The organism is Variovorax sp. VRV01, from assembly GCF_014852545.1.
Lineage (GTDB): Bacteria > Pseudomonadota > Gammaproteobacteria > Burkholderiales > Burkholderiaceae_C > Variovorax > Variovorax beijingensis_A.
In genome coordinates, this window is the sequence record NZ_JACVBS010000017.1 from 35358 (window position 1) to 53603 (window position 18246).

The 18246-nt window shown below is 66.5% G+C and carries 16 protein-coding genes and 1 pseudogene; 15 read left to right on the forward strand and 2 right to left on the reverse strand.

The features are described 5' to 3' along the window. A complete protein-coding gene (locus IB278_RS25485) occupies positions 1 to 1341 on the reverse strand; it encodes an MFS transporter (protein ID WP_192326385.1) in 1341 nt (446 codons plus the stop codon). A gap of 411 nt (positions 1342 to 1752) precedes the next feature. Between IB278_RS25485 and IB278_RS25490 the strand changes: the two genes are divergently transcribed. The 12 genes and pseudogenes from IB278_RS25490 (at position 1753) to IB278_RS25545 (ending at position 13462) form a co-directional block, all read left to right on the forward strand. Next, positions 1753 to 3003 carry an ABC transporter substrate-binding protein gene (locus IB278_RS25490; protein WP_192326387.1) on the forward strand — a complete coding sequence of 417 codons (1251 nt, stop codon included), beginning with the start codon at positions 1753 to 1755 and terminating at the stop codon, positions 3001 to 3003. 34 nt (positions 3004 to 3037) lie between these two features. Further along, entirely contained in the window at positions 3038 to 3898 is an 861-nt protein-coding gene (locus IB278_RS25495; RefSeq protein ID WP_192326389.1) for a branched-chain amino acid ABC transporter permease, read from the forward strand. Then, positions 3895 to 4830, forward strand: coding sequence for a branched-chain amino acid ABC transporter permease (locus IB278_RS25500; RefSeq protein ID WP_192326391.1), 936 nt, complete (start codon positions 3895 to 3897; stop codon positions 4828 to 4830). The genes IB278_RS25495 and IB278_RS25500 overlap by 4 nt, the downstream gene beginning before the upstream one ends. Positions 4831 to 4895: 65 nt before the next feature. Then, positions 4896 to 5567: pseudogene (locus tag IB278_RS25505) on the forward strand (ABC transporter ATP-binding protein); the annotation flags it as partial. Then, entirely contained in the window at positions 5557 to 6282 is a 726-nt protein-coding gene (locus IB278_RS25510) for an ABC transporter ATP-binding protein (protein ID WP_225613164.1), read from the forward strand. The pseudogene IB278_RS25505 and the gene IB278_RS25510, both read left to right, overlap by 11 nt. Before the next feature lie 41 nt (positions 6283 to 6323). Continuing rightward, positions 6324 to 7466 (forward strand): amidohydrolase family protein, encoded by a 1143-nt coding sequence (locus IB278_RS25515; protein ID WP_192326395.1) that lies wholly within the window; start codon positions 6324 to 6326, stop codon positions 7464 to 7466. Between the two features lie 23 nt (positions 7467 to 7489). Then, a complete protein-coding gene (locus tag IB278_RS25520) occupies positions 7490 to 8602 on the forward strand; it encodes an NADH:flavin oxidoreductase/NADH oxidase (protein ID WP_192326397.1) in 1113 nt (370 codons plus the stop codon). Between the two features lie 35 nt (positions 8603 to 8637). Continuing rightward, positions 8638 to 9120: a (2Fe-2S)-binding protein gene (locus IB278_RS25525; RefSeq protein ID WP_192326399.1), complete on the forward strand. Its 483-nt coding sequence runs from the start codon at positions 8638 to 8640 to the stop codon at positions 9118 to 9120. Then, positions 9117 to 11231 (forward strand): xanthine dehydrogenase family protein molybdopterin-binding subunit, encoded by a 2115-nt coding sequence (locus tag IB278_RS25530; protein ID WP_192326401.1) that lies wholly within the window; start codon positions 9117 to 9119, stop codon positions 11229 to 11231. Before IB278_RS25525 ends, IB278_RS25530 begins: the two co-directional genes overlap by 4 nt. 52 nt (positions 11232 to 11283) lie before the next feature. Beyond that, positions 11284 to 11754: a VOC family protein gene (locus tag IB278_RS25535; RefSeq protein WP_192326403.1), complete on the forward strand. Its 471-nt coding sequence runs from the start codon at positions 11284 to 11286 to the stop codon at positions 11752 to 11754. Then, positions 11751 to 13001, forward strand: coding sequence for an FAD binding domain-containing protein (locus IB278_RS25540; protein ID WP_192326405.1), 1251 nt, complete (start codon positions 11751 to 11753; stop codon positions 12999 to 13001). Before IB278_RS25535 ends, IB278_RS25540 begins: the two co-directional genes overlap by 4 nt. A gap of 131 nt (positions 13002 to 13132) precedes the next feature. Continuing rightward, positions 13133 to 13462 (forward strand): cell envelope biogenesis protein TolA, encoded by a 330-nt coding sequence (locus IB278_RS25545; RefSeq protein ID WP_192326407.1) that lies wholly within the window; start codon positions 13133 to 13135, stop codon positions 13460 to 13462. 6 nt (positions 13463 to 13468) lie between these two features. Here the strand turns inward: IB278_RS25545 and IB278_RS25550 are convergent, their stop codons facing one another. Next, positions 13469 to 14389 carry a LysR family transcriptional regulator gene (locus tag IB278_RS25550; protein WP_225613165.1) on the reverse strand — a complete coding sequence of 307 codons (921 nt, stop codon included), beginning with the start codon at positions 14387 to 14389 and terminating at the stop codon, positions 13469 to 13471. Between the two features lie 109 nt (positions 14390 to 14498). Here IB278_RS25550 and IB278_RS25555 point away from each other — a divergent pair, with 109 nt between their 5' ends. The 3 genes from IB278_RS25555 to IB278_RS25565 are packed head-to-tail and all read left to right on the forward strand — an operon-like array spanning position 14499 to position 17996. After that, a complete protein-coding gene (locus tag IB278_RS25555; protein WP_225613166.1) occupies positions 14499 to 15956 on the forward strand; it encodes an NAD-dependent succinate-semialdehyde dehydrogenase in 1458 nt (485 codons plus the stop codon). Positions 15957 to 15990: 34 nt separating this feature from the next. Continuing rightward, positions 15991 to 16986, forward strand: a complete 996-nt coding sequence (locus IB278_RS25560; RefSeq protein WP_192326411.1) for a Bug family tripartite tricarboxylate transporter substrate binding protein — start codon at positions 15991 to 15993, stop codon at positions 16984 to 16986. A gap of 14 nt (positions 16987 to 17000) precedes the next feature. Further along, entirely contained in the window at positions 17001 to 17996 is a 996-nt protein-coding gene (locus tag IB278_RS25565; protein ID WP_192326413.1) for an NAD(P)H-quinone oxidoreductase, read from the forward strand. Positions 17997 to 18246 lie beyond the last annotated feature (250 nt).

Below are 18246 nucleotides of genomic sequence, written 5' to 3' on the forward strand. Positions count from 1 at the left end.
TCAGGCCCGCTCGACGCGCACGGCGGCGCGCGGGTCGTCGGCACCCAGCAGTCCGGCGCGCCGCATCGCGAGACTCGCGACCAAAACCAGCGCGGCGCCAAGCAGCGCCGCAATGGCAAGGAACAGCAGTCCCGCGTCATAGGAGCCCGTACGGTCTTTGAGGTAGCCGATGAAGTAGGGACTGAACATGGAGCCCACGATGCCAAAGCAGTTGACATACGCGAAGACGACGGCCGCCGTCTTGCCCCGGACGCCGATCGCGGTCAGCTGCCAGATGCAGATCGGCCCGCTGACCAGGCCGGCTGTCAGCAGGGACAGTCCGAGGATCGACGCGGAAAGGTTGTGCACGCTTACAAGAATGGCAATGCCCACCGCGGCCGTGACGAAGGAGGCAATCGCGTGCCAGACGCGTTCGTTCGTCCGGTCGGAGTGCGCGACCCAGAACCAGTACAGCGTCATTCCGATGATGCTCGGAATGGCGGACAACAGGCCGACCTGTACGGTCGACAGCGTGGTGCCGAAGAGGCGCCCGAATTCCTGCACGATCTGCGGCGTGAAGATCAAGCTCGCGTAGAAGCCCATCTGTGCCGTCGCATAGGCGAGCGACAGCAGGACGAGGTGAGGTTGCATGAGCGTGGCGCGCAAGGGCTTCTCGACATGCTCGGGCACTGCTACGCCATCGGACTCCCGGGCTGCGATGACCTCGCGCTTTTCCGCGTCCGTGAGCCACTCCGCTTCCTCGGGCTTGGAGGTCAGGTAGCGGGCGGAATAGAAGCCCAGCAACACGGGCAGCAAGCCCTCGACGAACAGCATGATCCGCCAGCCCGAGAAGCCCATGAGGCCGTCGGCGTACTGCACGATGGCGGCCGACATCGGCGTGCCGACGATCACGGCCCAGGGCAGGACCAGGATCACGAGCATGCGCCCACGCATGCTCGGCGGAAACCACAGCGCCAGGCAATAGATCAACCCCGGGAAGAGTCCCGCCTCCGCAAAGCCGAGGAGCATGCGAACTGCAACGAGTTGCCAGCCGTTCTGCACGAAGGCGGTGCAGGCTGAGAGGAGTCCCCAGGTGACCATGATGCGTGTGAGCCACACGCGCGCGCCGATCCTGTGCAGGATGATGTTGCTGGGAATCTCCAGCAGCAGGTAGCCGATGAAGAACAGGCCGGCGGCCAGGCCGAAGACCTGCTGGGAGATGCCCAGCTCCGCATTCATGCGCAAGGCGGCCGTGCCGATGTTGATGCGGTCCAGATAGGCCATGGTGTACATCAGCATCAGGATCGGGACGATGCGCCGGATCACCTTTCGCTGGACGGACGCGGAAAGAGTAGCAGTCATTTCGTGAGCCAATAACGTCGGGAAGTTGGCGAGCGAGGCTCGCATTCGAGGTCCGCCGGCCCGGTCCGGGGTCCGGCGTTGATCAAATGATCAATGTCACCTTGACGTCCGAAAAGGACAATATTTCTCTGCATGTCGGACATTTCAGATCTGATCAGCAGGAGCTTCGGATCCAGGAGCAGCGGTGCGCGCCGGGCTTCCCCTCCCAGGGTACGCTCGCGCGTAGCGAGCTATCGGCTGATCATTAAAGAAACGCAGACCGCATCCCACCGATTCGGGAAAACCCGTCCTCTTCATCGTCAGTCCGGTCTTGCCGCCGTGCTTTTGAGCGAATATTATTGATCAATCGATCATTAGATAGACGCTGACGATCGACGCAGGACGAGTTCCACCCCACAGATCGGAGACACCATGACCATCGACCGCAGGCGCTTCATCGCCACCGCTGCCACTGCCGGCGCCACGCTCGGCCTGCCCATGCTGGCGCGCGCGCAAGGCGCAACCGAACCCTTGCGCCTGGGGCTGCTGACAGCCAAGACCGGCCCGTTCGCCTCGGGCGGCCTCGACATGGAGCGCGGACTGCAGACCTACCTTGCTGCCAACGGGCAGATGCTGGGAGGACGCAAGGTCGAGCTGATCGTTGCCGACACCGGCGGCGTGCCGTCGACGGCACGCACCAAGACACAGGAACTCGTCGAGCGCGAACGCGCGCAGGTGTTGATGGGCCCGCTGGCGGCCTTCGAGGCGCTGGCCACCGACGACTACATGCGCGCCCGCAAGATCCCGGTGTTCCCCGTGGCCGCAGCCGAAGACATGACCCAGCGCAAGGCCAGCCCCTGGCTGTTTCGCGCAAGCTCGACGTCGGCGCAATGCGCCCATCCGCTGGCCGACTACTGCGCGAAGAAGCTCAAGTACAAGCGCATGGCGCTCGTGGCGGACGACATCGCGTACGGACACGAGATGACCGCAGGTTTTCAGCGGGTCTTCGAAGAGGCGGGCGGCAAGGTCGTGCAGAAGCTCTTCCCGCCCCTGACGGCACCCGATTACGGCACCTTCCTGGCGCAACTGAGCCGCGAGGCCGATGCAGTGTTCCTCGGCTTCGCCGGTTCCAACGGGTTCCGCTTCATCCGGCAGTTCAACGAGTACGGCCTGCGAGGCAAGTTCGCGCTGGTCGGCGGCATGACCGCACTCGATGAGGCCGTGCTTCGCAACATGGGGGACGAGGCCCTGGGCATCGTCACGGTGAACTGGTACTCGGCAGAACTCTCCAATCCGATCAACGCTTCGTTCGTCGCGTCTTTCCGTAAAGCCTACAGCTACGACCCCGGTTTCTATGCGGCCTGCACCCACGTCAGCGCCTCGGTGCTCGATGCGGCACTGGCGCCGATAAAGGGCAAGCCCTTCGACAAGGAGCAACTGCGCGTGTCGCTGCGGCAGACCCAGGCGATGACGGCACGCGGCCCTGTGAAGTTCGACAGCTACGGCAACGTGGTGGGTAACGTCTATGTGCGAAAGGTCGAGCGCAAGGAAGGCCGGCTGGTCAACAGCATCATCGATACCTACGACAACGTGAGCCAGTTCTGGACGTACGACCCGAATAAGTTCCTTGCCGAACCGGTCTATTCGCGCGACTGGCCGCCCGCGCGGAATCTGGTGGGCTGAAGCCACCGAAGAACCCCGGCGTACCGGCAGAACCATGCAATTCTGGTTGACCCAAACACTCAACAGCCTCGCCCTCGGCGGCCTGCTGCTGTTGCTCTCGTCCGGCTTTGCGCTCATCTTCGGATTGATGCGCATCGCCAATCTCACCCACGGCGCGCTGTTCATGATGGGCGCCTACGTCGCGGCTAACGTGGCGCGCGCAGGCTGGGGATTCGCCGCCGCGGTGGTGGCCGCGGCGCTCGCCACCGCAGCCATCGGCGGGCTGATCGAGCGGCTGGTGCTGCGCCGCCTCACAGGCAATTCGCAGGCGCAGGTGCTTGCCACGTTGGGCCTGTCGTTCATCGCGGCGGACCTGTGCCTGGTACTGTGGGGCGGCGACCCGATACCGGTCGCGCCGCCATCCGTGCTGGCAGGCCCCGCCAGTGTCTTCGGCTTCAGCTTTCCGAGCTACCGCCTGGCGGTCATCGTCATCGCGGTCGGTGCGGCGGTCGTGCTGTTCCTGCTGCTCGAGCGAACCCGACTGGGCGCGCGTATACGTGCGGGCGTCGACGACATGCCGATGGCGCGCGCCGTGGGCATCCGGGCCTCGGCGCTCTTCACGAGCGTGTTCTGCCTGGGCGCGGCGCTGGCCGGGCTGGGCGGGGCCGTGGGAGGGCCGATGCTGTCGGCCTATCCGGGCCTGGACGCGGACATGCTGCCGCTGGCGTTGATCGTCGTGATCCTGGGCGGTGTCGGCAGCCTCGTGGGCACCTTCATTGCGAGTTTCATCATCGGGTTTATCTACACCTTCGGCACCGCGCTGGTTCCCGACCTGGCGTATGTGATCCTCTTCCTGCCGATGATCGTCGTGCTGGCCTTCCGGCCCGCCGGCCTGCTGGGGAGTGCACGCGCATGAAGAAGTTCGCCTGTCTCCTGCTGCTGGCGCTGCTGGCCCTGCTTCCGGCGGTGCTCGGCGAGTACTACGTCAACCTCGGCAGCCAGATTATGATCGCCGTGATCTTCGCCACCAGCCTCAATCTGCTGGTCGGCTATGCGGGCCTCACTTCGTTGGGGCATGCGGCCTACCTTGGCCTGTCGGCGTACATCGCTGGCTGGCTGGCACTGCACCTTGGCCTCGGCCACGCCATGGCGGCGCCGCTCACGCTGCTGGCCACCACCGCCATCGGCGGGGTGTTCGGGTGGATCGCGCTGCGCGCCTCGGGCCTGAGTTTCCTGATGCTGACACTGGCGCTGTCGCAGGTCGTCTGGGGTGTGGCCTACCGGTGGACCGCCGTCACCAACGGCGACAACGGACTGTCCGGACTCACGCGGCCCATGCCGTTTGGGATCGATATGGAGGACAGCAACGCCTACTACTGGTTCGTTCTTTTGATCACGGCCCTGGTCCTGGTCGTGGTCGCACGCCTGGTCGACTCTCCCTTCGGCGCGTCGCTGCGCGGCACGCGCGACCAGGCGCGGCGCATGAGCTCGCTGGGCTACAACGTCTGGGCGATCCGCTGGTGCGCCTTCGTCGGGGCCAGCTTCCTGGGCGCGGTGGCCGGCCTGCTGTACGTCTACTTCCACAAGTACGTACATCCCAGCGCGCTGTCGGTCACCGCCTCGGCGGAGGTGCTGCTCAGCGTGATCGCGGGCGGCGCGGGCACGCTGGCCGGACCGGCCATTGGGGCGGTGCTGGTCGTGCTGTTGAAGAACTACGCATCGGGCTACATCGAACGGTGGAACATGCTGCTTGGCGCAGTGTTCGTCTTCATCGTGCTGGCGATGCCGCACGGCATCGTGCCGGGGGTGCGCGCGATGCTCGCCCGAGGCAAGGGAGACCGCGCATGACCGCCGCGCTCGAAGTCCGCGGACTGAAGAAGTCGTTCGGGGGCATTGCCGTGACGCAGAACGTCTCGCTCACCATGCAACCGGGCGAACGGCGGCTGATCATCGGACCCAACGGCGCGGGCAAGACCACGCTGTTCGGGCTGATCGCCGGCGAGATCCGCCCTGACGCGGGCACGGTCCGCATCTTCGGAACCGATGTGACACGCCTGCCGGTGCCGGCGCGCGCACGTTGCGGGCTGTCGCGCACCTACCAGATCATCACCCTGTTCCCCAAGGACACCCTCGCGCACAACGTGGTGCTGGGCTTGCTTGCACCGATGGCGCTGCGGCACAACGCAGCCGTCGACCTGTCGAAGCGAACCGCCCTGCATGACCACGCGGTCGAACTGCTCGAGGACGTGGGGCTCGGGGCCAAGGCACTGCAGCGGGCATGCGACGTGTCATACGGCGAGCAGCGCCGAGTCGAGCTCGCCCTGGGCCTGGCGCAACGCCCGCGCCTGCTGCTGCTCGACGAGCCGCTGGCGGGCCTGTCGCAGGACGAGCGCACCGTGGTGCAACGGCTCATCGCGAAGGTGTCGCGCGAGACCGCCATCCTGATGATCGAGCACGACATGGATGTCGCGCTCGAGTTCGCCGAACAGATCACCGTGCTGCACTACGGCCAGGTGATCGTCGAGGGTGACCGCCAGACGGTCGTGAACCATCCGAGAACCAAGGAGATCTATCTTGGTCACTGAAGCATTGCACGTGAACAAGCTCGACATCTGCTACGGGCAGAGCCAGGTGGTGCACGGACTGTCCCTGTCACTGAGCGAAGGCCGCGTGCTTGCGCTGCTGGGCCGCAACGGCGCCGGCAAGAGCACGTCGCTGAACGCGTTCGCAGGGCTGCTGTCGCCGCGGGCCGGCACCATCCGGCTCGGCGGCACGGCCGTGGAGCGCATGTCGCCCGAAGGCATCGCGCGCGCCGGCATGCGGCTGGTGCCGCAGGGCCGCCGCATCTTTCCCAGCCTCACGGTGCTCGAGAACCTGCAGGTTGCGCAACAGGCCGCCACGCGCAACACGCCGTCGGCGCAGGCCTGGAATCTCGAGCGCGTGTACGCCACCTTCGCCCGCCTGCGGGAGCGCTCGCGCCAGCGGGCGCGCACCCTGTCGGGCGGCGAGCAGCAGATGCTCGCGATCGGCCGCGCGCTGATGGGCAACCCGCGCGTGCTCCTGCTCGACGAGCCCTCCGAAGGGCTGGCGCCCATGATCGTCGCGGAGGTGGCACAGGCCATCAAGACGCTGAAAGCCGACCGGCTCTCCATCGTGCTGGTGGAGCAAAACTTCCACCTGGCGCTCGACGTCGCCGACGACGTGGTTGTGCTCAACACGGGCCATGTCGTGCATGCCGGCACGGCCGACGCGGTGCGGGCCGAGCCGACGTTGGCGACGCGCCATCTCGGCGTGTACTGAACTTTTCACTCATCCTTTTTTGCTACCCACGGAACACCCCCATGCTCTACACCTGCTCGCCCCATTGCACCGACCCGACCCACGCGCACGGCGCCTCCGCCGCGCCTCGGCGCCGCGCGTCTGCGCTCTCTGCGCCGCGCGCTGCCAGCGCATCGAGCCCGGCGCGCAGCCAGCGCAACCCCGTGGTCGACGTCCATTGCCACTACCTCAACCCCGACGTGGTGAAGGCCAGCGCAGACCTCGACGTCGGATCGCATGACCCCAGCGTGATCTACGCCAACGAACTGACACGGCAGACGAACGTCGCGCAGATGCGCGATCGCGCCCCCAAGCTCATGGGCATCGACGAGCGGCTCGATGACATGGACCGCATGGACATCGACATCCAGGCTGTCAGCCCGGCACCTTTCCACTACTTCTACTTTGCGCCGCCCGAGCGCGGCGCCAAGCTGGCCCGCCAGGTGAACGAGGGCATCGCCGCGCTGGTGGCCGCCACGCCCGAGCGCTTCGTCGGCCTCGGTTCGGTGCCCCTGCAGAACGCCGAGCTCGCGATCCAGGAGCTGGACCATGCCGTCCGCACCCTGGGCCTGCGCGGTATCGAGATCAACACCAACGTGAACGGATGCAACCTCACGGACCCGTCGCTCGGCCTGGAGCCCTTCTTCGCGCGCGCCGACCAGCTCGGCGCCGTGCTGTTCCTGCACCCTGTCGGGTACTCGGACGGTGCGCGGCTGACCAACCACTACTTCAACAACGTCATCGGCAACCCACTGGACACGACGGTGGCCGTGAGCCATCTGATCTTCGACGGCGTGGTTGCCCGCTATCCGAACATCAAGTTCATCGCGGCGCACGGCGGCGGCTACGTGGCGCACTACTGGGCGCGCATGGACCATGCATGGCGCGCTCGCCCCGACTGCCGCACGGTGATCGACCGCGCGCCTTCGAGCTACCTCAAGACCTTCTACGTCGACACCATGGTCTTCGACCCCGAGATGCTGCGGCACCTGGTCGACACTTTCGGTGCCGACCGCGTGCTCATGGGCACCGACTACCCCTACGACATGGGTGAGGAGCATCCGCGCGAACTCATCGCGCAGGTGAAGGACCTGAGTGCCGACGAGGTTGCACGCATCGAAGGGCTGAACGCGGTGAAGCTGCTGAACATCGCGCCGGTGCGCTGAGTACTCTCTAGGAGCGCACTGCCATGTCCCCCCTATTCGAAGAGCTGCGCATCGACCATGTGCATTTTCCGAATCGCATCGTCGTCTCGCCGATGTGCCAGTACTCGGCCGTCGACGGCATGGCAAACACCTGGCACCTGCAGCACCTGATGCAGCTCGCCATGTCGGGTGCCGGCTTGGTCATGGTCGAGGCCACGGCGGTCGAAGCGCGCGGGCGCATCACCCACGGCTGCCTCGGTCTGTACAGCGACGAGGCCGAAGCGGCATTGAGCCGGGTGCTGAATGCGGCACGCGCCGTGTCGGCGCCGGGCACGCGCTTCGGTATCCAGCTCGGGCATGCGGGCCGCAAGGGGTCGGCCCATGTGCCGTGGGAAGGAGGAGGGCCGCTGCAGTCGAAGACCTCGCACGCGCTCCCGTGGCAGTGCGCCGCACCGTCCGCCGTGCCCTTCGCCGAAGGATGGGACACCCCCCAGGCGCTTGACGAGGCAGGCATAGAAAGCCTCGTCGAGGCCTACGTTGACGCAGCGCGGCGGGCCGTGCGGCTGGGCTTCGACGTCATCGAGCTTCACTGTGCCCACGGCTACCTGCTGCATCAGTTCCAGTCGCCGCTGTCCAATCGCCGTACCGACGCGTGGGGCGTTGATCAGGCGGGGCGTGACCGCCTGGCGCTGCGCATTGCACAGCGGCTGCGCAGTCTTGCACCGACGAGCCGTGTGCTCGGCGCGCGCATCACGGGCACGGACTGGGATGCAGATGGGCTCGGCATCGATGATGCCGTGCGGCTGACGCAGTCGCTCCAGGACATCGGCTTCGGCTACGTGTGCGTTTCCAGCGGCTTCGTGGTGCCGGGCGCGCGCATTCCGTTCGGCCCGGGCTTCCAGGTCGGGTTGGCCCACGAGGTGCGCAAGCGCACCGGGATCGTCACGCGAGCGGTCGGCGGCATCGCCGAGCCCGCCCAGGCGGCCGCGATCATCGCGCAGGGCCAAGCAGACCAGGTCGCCCTGGCGCGCCCCTTCCTGGCCGACCCGCGCTGGGTATGGCGCGCGGCGGAGACGCTGGGTGTCGAACCCTTCTATCCGCCGCCCTACCGGCGCGCGGCTGGGTTGCGCAAGCCTTCGGCGATGCCTGCGGCTTGACGCATGACCGCCCCCTTCAACGCTCGAGTCCACCCATGACCCCTACCATCGAACTCCAAGTGAACGGCGTGAGCCATCGCGTGCAGGCCGGCGAAAACGACCTACTCCTCTACGTCCTGCGCAACGACCTGGAGTGCAAGGGCGTTCGCTTCGGCTGCGGTGCCGGCAACTGCGGGGCCTGCACGGTGTTGATGGACGGGCGGGCCGTGCAGTCCTGCGACATGCCGATGTGGGGCGTGGCCGGACGCTCTCTCGCGACCCCCGAGCAGCTGGCCGGCGACCCGATCGGCGCCGTGGTGCTCGACGCATTCCTGGAATTGCAGGCGGCCCAGTGCGGCTACTGCATCAACGGCATCATGATGTCGGTCACGGCGCTGCTTCACCGCACCACCTCCCCCACGTTGGCGCAACTGCAGGACACGCTGCATCGCCACCTTTGCCGCTGCGGCGCGCATGCGCGGATCCTGCGGGCCATCGAAGCCGCGGCCGCTCGCCTGCGTGCGGAGGCCTCGGCATGAGCCCCGGAGATACGCCACCGCCCGCCATCCAGGCACACCCCGTGCTGAACCAGTGGGTGCGGGTGGGCCCGGAACAACAGCTCACCGTGTTCACCGGCAAGGTCGAACTGGGCCAGGGCATCTCGACGGCACTGGTCCAGATCGCCTGCGACGCGCTGGGCCTGGCGCCGGCGCAGGTCGCGCTGGTGGCAGGCGACACCCACCTGTCGCCCGACGAGGGCTACACGGCCGGCAGCCTTTCGGTGCAGTACGGTGGGGCCGCCGTGCGCTGGGCCTGCGCGCACGTCTTTGCCCTGTTCCGCGCAGAGGCCGCAAGACGTTGGAACATCGCGCCCGAGCAGGTCCATGCCGATGCCGGATGTTTTCGGGATGCGGGCGGCGGCCGACAGACGAGCTACTGGGAACTCAGTGATGCGGTCAGCCTGGACGTGGGCATCCTGGCGCCGCCGCCGGGTCCTCGCCGCACCGAGACGCCCTACGAAGGGCGGTCGCTGCCGCGACTGGATTTCGCCACCAAGCTCACCGGCGCGGCCTATCTCCATGACCTCGTGATTCCCGGCATGCAGCACGCACGCATGCTTCGCGGACGGCATCCTGCCCAACGTCTGAGGTCGCTGCCGTTGGCACAGCTCCAGGCGCTCGACGGCGTGGCACAGGTGGTGCGTTGTGGCGATTTCCTGGCCCTGGTGGGGCCCCATGAAGGCGCGCTGGTCCGTGCGTTGCCCAAGGCGAGAAAGCTGCTCGAATTCACCGACGTGCCAGTGCCGCACGCGAGCGAGGACACCGTGTCGCTGCTGCAGCACATGCCCAGCCATGCGCAACGGGTGCATGAAGAGGGTTCGCCCGCCCCCTCCCGCCAAACCCACACCGCCACCTATTCGCGGCCGTATCTGGCCCATGCGTCGATCGGCCCGTCGTGCGCGCTGGCCGACCCGCGCGGCGACACGCTGCGCGTTTGGTCGCACACGCAGGGGGTCTTTCCGCTGCGCGGCCAGATCGCCCGCGCGCTGGGTCGCGACGTCGGCACCGTCGAAGTCATCCATGCGCCGGGTGCGGGCTGCTACGGACACAACGGCGCCGACGACGTGGCCTTCGACGCGGCGTTCATCGCCACGCGCACCGGCCTGCCGGTCAGGGTGCAGTGGATGCGGGAAGACGAGATGTCCGTGGCACCTTTCGGCTCAGCGAGCGCGGTGCGGCTGCAAGCGGGCCTCGACGAAACGGGGCGGATCGAACGCTGGGAGATGGCCATCTGGAGCCACACCCACATGAACCGTCCCGGCTGGGGAGAAGGCGTCAACCTCCTGGGCGCCTGGGAACTCGAGCCGCCGCAACACCCTTCGGTGCCGCGCGACATGCCGCTGCCCATGGGCGGCGGCCACCGCAACGCGATCGCCATCTACGACCTGCCGCACCAGCAGGTCGACCATCACTTCATTGCCGATTCGCCCGTGCGGGTCTCCGCACTGCGCTCGCTCGGCGCCTACGCCAACCTGTTCGCGATCGAGTGCTTCATGGACGAACTGGCCGCGCTGCGCGACGAAGACCCCGTCGCCTTCAGGCTGCGGCACTTGGCCGACCCCCGCGCCAGGGAAGTGCTGCAGACGGTGGCTGACATGGCCGGATGGTCGAAGCGCGGCGAGGCGGGCATGGGCAGCGGCCTGGGCATTGCACTGGGCCGCTACAAGAACCACGCCGCCTATTGTGCCGTGGTGACGCAGGTCGACATCGAGGAGAAGATCCGGGTCGAGAAGGCCTGGGTCGCCGTCGATGCGGGCGCCACGATCAACCCGGACGGGCTCGTCAACCAGATCGAGGGCGGACTCATCCAGTCGCTCAGCTGGACACTCAAGGAGTGCGTGACGTGGGACGCCACAGGCATCACGTCCTGCGACTGGGACCACTACCCGATTCTGGGTTTCGAAGAGATCCCCGAACTCGCCGTGCATGTCATCGACAGACCGCATGAGCCGAACCTCGGCGTGGGCGAGGCGGCCGCCGGCCCGGTGGCCGCCTCGGTCGCCAATGCCGTGGCCCACGCACTGGGCCTGCGTGCCCGAGACCTACCGCTAACGGCCGAACGCTTGGCAGCGTTCATATCCGCGGGCTGACGCGCGCGGATTCACTTCTTTCTCCATTCGTCTTCATTGCCCAAAGGACACAATGACCATCCAGACCCTCGCGCACTATTCGGTTCGCACGACAAATCTCGACGCGTCGCGCCGCTTCTACGTCGACGTGCTCGGCCTGCAGGAAGGGTTTCGCCCGCCCTTCGACTTTCCGGGGCTGTGGCTCTACAAAGGGGGCGACGACGCGCAGTTCGGCGTGGTGCACATCATCGGCATCGATGCCAGTTCGCCCGAAGGGCTGATCGCCTACCTCGGCGACAAGGCGCAGGCATCGTTGCATGGCAGTGCCGCGGTCGATCACCTGGCATTCCTGGCGAGCGATCTCCCGGACGTGCACCAGCGTCTGCGCGAGGCCGGCCTGGCGTTTCGCGAACGCACCGTTCCCAGTCTGGGGTTGCACCAGGTGTTCGTGGAAGACCCCTCGGGCGTCACCATCGAACTGAACTTCGCCGCGGAAGAGGCGCGGGCGCTCGCCGCAGGCACTGCGCCGGGAGCCGCGGCATGAGCACGTCGTCTGCGCCGGCTCGCAAGGCCCTGGTCATCGGCGGATCGCTCGGCGGCTTGTTCGCGGCCAACCTGCTGCTGCGCAGCGGCTGGGATGTCCATGTGTACGAACGTGTGGCCGACGACCTCGAGAGCCGCGGTGCGGGCGTCGTGACGCATCCGGAGCTCATGGAGGTACTGACGGCGGCTGGTGTCGACGTCGCGGACGGCATCGGCGTCGAGGTGCGCGAGCGAATCACGCTTGCGCGCGACGGTACGCGCGAGGATTCCAGGCCGCTGCCGCAGACGCTCACTGCCTGGGGGCGCCTCTACCAGGTATTGCGCCGGGCATTTCCGTCAGAGCGCTACCACAACGACAGGCAGTTGGTGTCGTTCGAGCAGGATGCGCACGGCGTGCGCGTCGTGTTCTCCGACGGCAAGGTCGAGCGCGGCGATCTGCTGGTGGCGGCCGACGGCCTGCGCTCCACGGTTCGCAAGGTCCTGCTGCCGCAGGCGGTACCGCAGTACGCGGGTTACGTGGCGTGGCGAGGGCTGGTCGAAGAAGCCAGCCTCTCGCCCCGCACGCTGGACGAGCTCTTTCCGTTCTTCGCCTTCGGCCTGCCGCCACGCGAGCAAATGATCGCGTACCCTGTCGCGGGACACGGCAACAGCGTGGTGCCGGGCAAGCGTCGCTACAACTTCGTCTGGTACCGGCCCGCCGACCAGGCCACCACGCTGCGCGAGATGCTGACCGACGCGTCCGGCAAGACCTGGCCCGACGGCATTCCGCCGCCCTTGATTCGCCCCGAGGTACTGGCTGCGGCAAGACAGGCGGCCCATGATGTGCTCGCGCCGCAGTTCGCCGAGGTCGTGGCGAAAACCGACAACCTCTTCTTCCAGCCCATCTTCGACCTGGAGAGCGAAGGCCTCGCCTTCGGGCGCATCGCCCTTCTGGGCGACGCCGCATTCGTCGCCCGGCCCCATTGCGGCATGGGCGTGACCAAGGCCGGCAGCGATGCAGCCATGCTGGTGCGCGCACTCGAAAGCCATGCGGATGTTGCCGACGCGTTGAAGGCCTACGAGCAGAGCCGCCTGGAGGCAGGCAGCTACATCGTGCGCCACGCGCGCGCACTCGGCGCCTACATGCAGGCACAGCTCAGCACACCGACCGAGCGCGCCATGGCCGAACGCTATCGCTCGACAGAGGCGGTGATGCGTGAGACCGCTGTACCCCCGGTGCGGCAGCAGGGCACGGTGTGCGACGGCTGAGTTACACGCGTAATCTGCGACCTCTTGTTTGAAATGCTTGCGAAGCGCCACGTTTGAAGAATCACTTCTGTGATGAGCGAACGGCGCCGTCACAGATCAGCAACTTATCTACAAGCAAACAGAGGTCCCAAATGAAAGCCATCTACACGCTCGCAGCCTTCGCAATCGCAGCCACGGCCGGCCTGGCCCACGCCCAAGCCGGCGGCGATGCATCGTCCATGCGTTCGCCAATTCTCGACAGCAAGCCGCAGCTGCGAGCCGAAGCGAAGAAGGACGCGAGAACGCCCGGCAAAGTCAAGGCAGTCGGCGGCGACGAGCTCAAGACGGCCGAGGACGATAACATCGGCAGCGACAAAGCTGCGAAGTCGGGCCAGATGCGCGTCGCATCGCGCGAAGCCCGCCATCCCGACCGCAAGCCAGCACAGCAGGGCGGCACGCCGGATCTGCCCGGCGCGAAGTAAGCGGCGTCAGCGGCTCCAGGCGGCCTGGTCCATGGCACGCTGCCAGCTCGCCGGGCGACCCACGAAATCGGTCAATGCGGTGGCAAAGGCTTTCAGGCGGGCACTCGGGCGCGGCAGCGCTCGCACCAGGTGGATGCCGGTCACCTCGGCCGGCGGTAAGCCCTGCGGTTGCAGCGCCACAAGCGCGCCGCGGCCGATGTCGTGCCCGACCACCCAGTCCGGCAGGCGGACGATGCCGACGCCATCGACGGCCGCCTGCCGCTGCGCATCGTAGTCGTCTGCTTCGAACACGCAACAGCCGTGCTGCGGCAGGTCGTCACCCAACACTTCGCGCCAGCCAAGCTGGCTCTGGCTGCGGCGCTTGTCGATCAGGCGGTGCGTGCCCAAGGCGTCAAGCGACTGCAGCGGGCCATGGCGCCGCACGTAGTCCGGCGCGGCGCATACCACGTAGGTCTGGTCGGCGAGCTTGGTGCTCACGAGAGCGCTGTCGGGCAGGTTGCCGAAGCGGATGGCCAAGTCCAGCCGTTCGGTGGTCGGGTCTGCGATGCGTTCGGTCAGGTCGAGCTCCACGCTCAATCCCGGATGGGCTTCGAACAATTTGGCAAGGCAGGGAACCACATAGCGCCGCCCGAAGGTTGGCAGGCAACTTACGCGCAGAACGCCCTCGACAGCGGCCTCAACCGAACTGACCTCGCTGCGGGCGTCGGCCAAGTCGCTCAGGATCTGCACGGCGCGGCGAAAGAGCAGCTCGCCCGCATCGGTGGGGCGCATGGCGCGGGTGGAGCGCGTGAACAGTGACGCCTTGAGTTCCTCTTCCAGCGCGTCGATCTGCCGCGCCACCGAGGACACGGCCACGCCCCTGCGCCGCGCCACGGCGGAGAAGGAGCCGGCACGCACCGTGTCGACGAAGACTTCCAGGTATTCCATCGTTCGAGCCTGGCTCACATTTGCGCTCCTTGCAAAGATGTTTCGCGGGGCGGGTGATTGTTCGCAAGCAATTGCCTCTCTACGATCCTCCGACATCACCGATTTAAGCATGCAAAGCAAAGGAGACCCCGTGTCCGAGCCCTACGACGAGTTGTTTCTGTTCATTGACGGCGACTGGATCGACGGCACCGGCCGCGACACATCGGCGGTGCTCAACCCGGCCACGGGTGAGGTGATCGGCCGCGTGCCGCATGCGCGCCAGGGCGACCTGGATCGCGCCCTGCAGGCGGCGGACCGCGGCTTCGCGCTGTGGCGCCGCACGCCGGCCTACGACCGGGCCAAGGTGCTGCGTCGTGCGGCAGGCCTGCTGCGCGAGCGCGCCGAGCCCATCGCGCGGCAACTGACCTTGGAGCAGGGCAAGGCCTTGCACGAAGCGCAATACGAAGTGGCGAGCTCGGCGGACTACTTCGAGTGGTTCGCCGAAGAGGGGCGCCGCGTCTATGGCCGCACCGTTCCTTCGAGGCGCCCCGAGGTACACCAGCGCGTCCACAAGGAGCCGATCGGGCCGGTCGCGGCATTCGCCCCCTGGAACTTCCCCGCCATCACACCCAGTCGCAAGATCGCGGCGGCGCTGGCGGCCGGTTGCTCGGTCGTCATCAAGCCCGGGGAGGAATGCCCTGCCACGGCACTGGCCATTGCGCGCGCACTAGACGACGCGGGCCTGCCCAAGGGCGTGTTGAACGTGGTGTTCGGCGTGCCCGAGCTGATTTCGCGGCACCTCGTCGAATCGCCGGTGATCCGCAAGGTCTCGTTCACCGGCTCGGTGCCGATCGGGCGCCTGTTGGCGGCCCAGGCCGGCCAAGCACTCAAGCCCATCACCCTGGAGCTGGGCGGGCATGCGCCGGTGCTGGTGTTCGCCGATGCCGACCTCGACGCGGCGGCCCGGCTGCTGGCGGCGAACAAGTTCCGCGGCACGGGGCAGATCTGCCTGTCGCCCACGCGCATCCTGGTGCAGCGTGCCGTGTACGATGCGTTCCTGGACCGCTTCGTCGCCGAGACGCAGGCCTTGAAGGTCGGCGACGGCCTCGATCCGCAGACGCAGGTAGGCCCGGTGTCGAACGCAAGGCGCATCGAGGCCATCGCAGCGCTCGTGGCCGACGCCTGCGCCGGCGGTGCCACAGTGCGCGCCGGCGGCGAGCGCATCGATCGTCCTGGGCTGTTCTGGCAGCCCACCATCCTCACGGACGTGCCGGCGCATGCCAAGGTCATGCACGAAGAGCCCTTCGGTCCGTTGGCTGTCGTGTGCCCTTTCGACACGATCGACGAAGCCCTCGCCGAAGCGAATCGCCTGCCGTACGGACTGGCGGCATACGCGTTCACCGAGTCGGCACGCACCGCGGTGCGCGTGGGCAACGAGCTGGAGGCCGGAATGATCGGCATCAATCATGCGCAGATGATCGTTTGCGAGCTGCCATTCGGCGGCATCAAGGACAGCGGTCACGGTTCGGAAGGCGGAGCCGAAGGCATCCAGAGCTACCTCAACACGAAGTTCATCAGCCAGGTCTGATTCAACATGCGTACAAAAAATAGGAGACATACCCATGAAGCTCACGAGACAAGCCATCCGGATCGGCGGTATTGCCGCACTTGCAATTTCACTCGGAACACTTTGCGGCGACGCATTCGCGCAAGACAACTATCCCAGTCGCCCGATCACGTTGGTCGTCCCGTTCCCGGCGGGAGGCGTTACCGACGTGGTGGCGCGTGAACTTGCACATCGCATGGGTACGGCTCTTGGGCAACCGGTCGTGGTGGACAACCGCGCAGGGGCCGGAGGCAACATCGGCACGCAGGCGGTAGCGCGGGCGACTCCAGACGGCTACACCCTAGGCGTCCTGACCGTCAGTGCGCTGTCGATCGGCCCCCACTTGAGCCGCAAGCTGCCGTTTGACCCCGCACGCGACTTCACGCCGATCACCAACCTGGTCAACACCCCAGGCGCAGTTATCGCGGGGCCTCGGGCGCCTTTCAATACATTCTCAGAGTTTGTCAAATACGCAAAGTCGAATCCAGGCAAGGTCACCTATGCGAGCGTGGGCCCGGGTTCGATCCCACACCTGACCGCCGAGATCCTGGCGAAGGCGATCAAAGTCGACATGGTTCACGTCCCTTACAAGGGGGCCGCACCGGCGATGCAGGATCTACTCGCCAACCATATCGACCTGTCATTCGAGACTTCGCTGGCCACCACCATGACCTACCATGCGAGCAAGCGCATCAAGGTATTGGCGATCACCGGCCCGAGCCGCGTATCGGTGCTGCCCGAGGTGCCAACCGTGGCTGAATCAGGCTATCCCAGCTTCGGCGTACAGGGCTGGTTCGGTTTCTTCGGCCCGCGGGGCCTTTCACCCGTCAACGTGGAAAAACTCAACAAGGCAGCTGCACAAGCCTTTGCCGACCCTGCGTTGCGCCAACGGCTCGAGCAACTCGGAATGCAGCCCGACACGGGAAGCGCCCAACAGTTTCGACAGTTTCTCGCGCAGCAGGACAAGGTCTGGGCCGAAGCGGTCAAGGGCCTGAACATCGTTTTGGAATAAAAGAGAAACAACTAATGCAAGCCATCGTTTTTGACGAGTTCGGCGGACCCGAAGTGCTCGTGACCCGCGAGGTCGCCCTCCCGGAAATCCGTCCCCATGACCTTCTGGTGGCCAATGCCTCGATCGGCGTCAACCGCGCCGACATGTCGCATCGCAAGGGTGCATACGGCCGCGCCAACTTCGGTGACTCGGACATCATGGGCCTGGAAATTGCGGGAACGGTAGTCGACGTGGGATCGGAAGTACAGGGCTACGCCATTGGCGACCGTGTCATGGGCATCGTGGGCGGGGGCGCCTATGCCGAACTGTCGCGCATCGATTACCGCATGGCCATGCAGGTCCCGCAGGGCCTCGCGCTGGTCGAGGCTGGCGCGGTGGCCGAGGTGTTTGTGACTGCGCACGAGGCACTGTTCCATCTGGCCCGCCTGCAAGCCGGCGACTCGGTGCTGATCCATGCAGCGGCAGGCGGGGTCGGGTCCGCCGCGGTACAGCTTGCGCACGCCGCCGGCGCGCGCGTGTTTGCCACTGCGGGCGGCGACAAGTGCGAGGCCGTCGAGAGTTTCGGCGCCGATGAGGTGATCGACTACCGCGCAGACGACTTCCAGGCCGTGGTTGCCCAGAGGACGGGCGGTAAAGGCGTGGACGTCGTGATCGACTTTGTCGGCCCTTCCTACCTTGAGCGCAACGTGCGTTCGCTGGCAGTGGGTGGCCGCATGGTGGTTGTGGGCCTGCTTGGCGGCATGGAAGGCGCAGCGCTGCCGATGGACGTGCTGCTGTACCGTCACCTGCAGATCTTCGGCACAGTGATGAAGTCGCGTCCGCCCGAGGTCAAGCAGGCCATGGTCCAACGCTTCGCGCAGCGATGGCTTGAAGCATTGGCGGCGGGGATGATCCGACCTGTGATCGACAGCACATATCCACTATCCGAAGCTGCTCAAGCCCATCGGCGCATGGAATCAGGCGAGAGCGTCGGCAAGATCCTTTTGCTGCCCAGTCACGCATCTCGATGAACGACGGGGCCAGCGCTTTGACCATCCGATGCGTGCTGGCCGGGCGCGACAGTGCTCAACGAACTAGGTCGCGCTAGTGCTATGTCATACACCAATGCGCAACTGCTCTTTCGATCCTGATTCTCCTGAGCGATTACAGCTGAAACGCTCGCTGCCGCGGCTGGAAATCCAGCCGAAACACGGGCTTGAGACATTGGATCCCGGCAACAGCGCTACGCGCAGTTGCCACCACCGGCGGGCACTCTCGCCT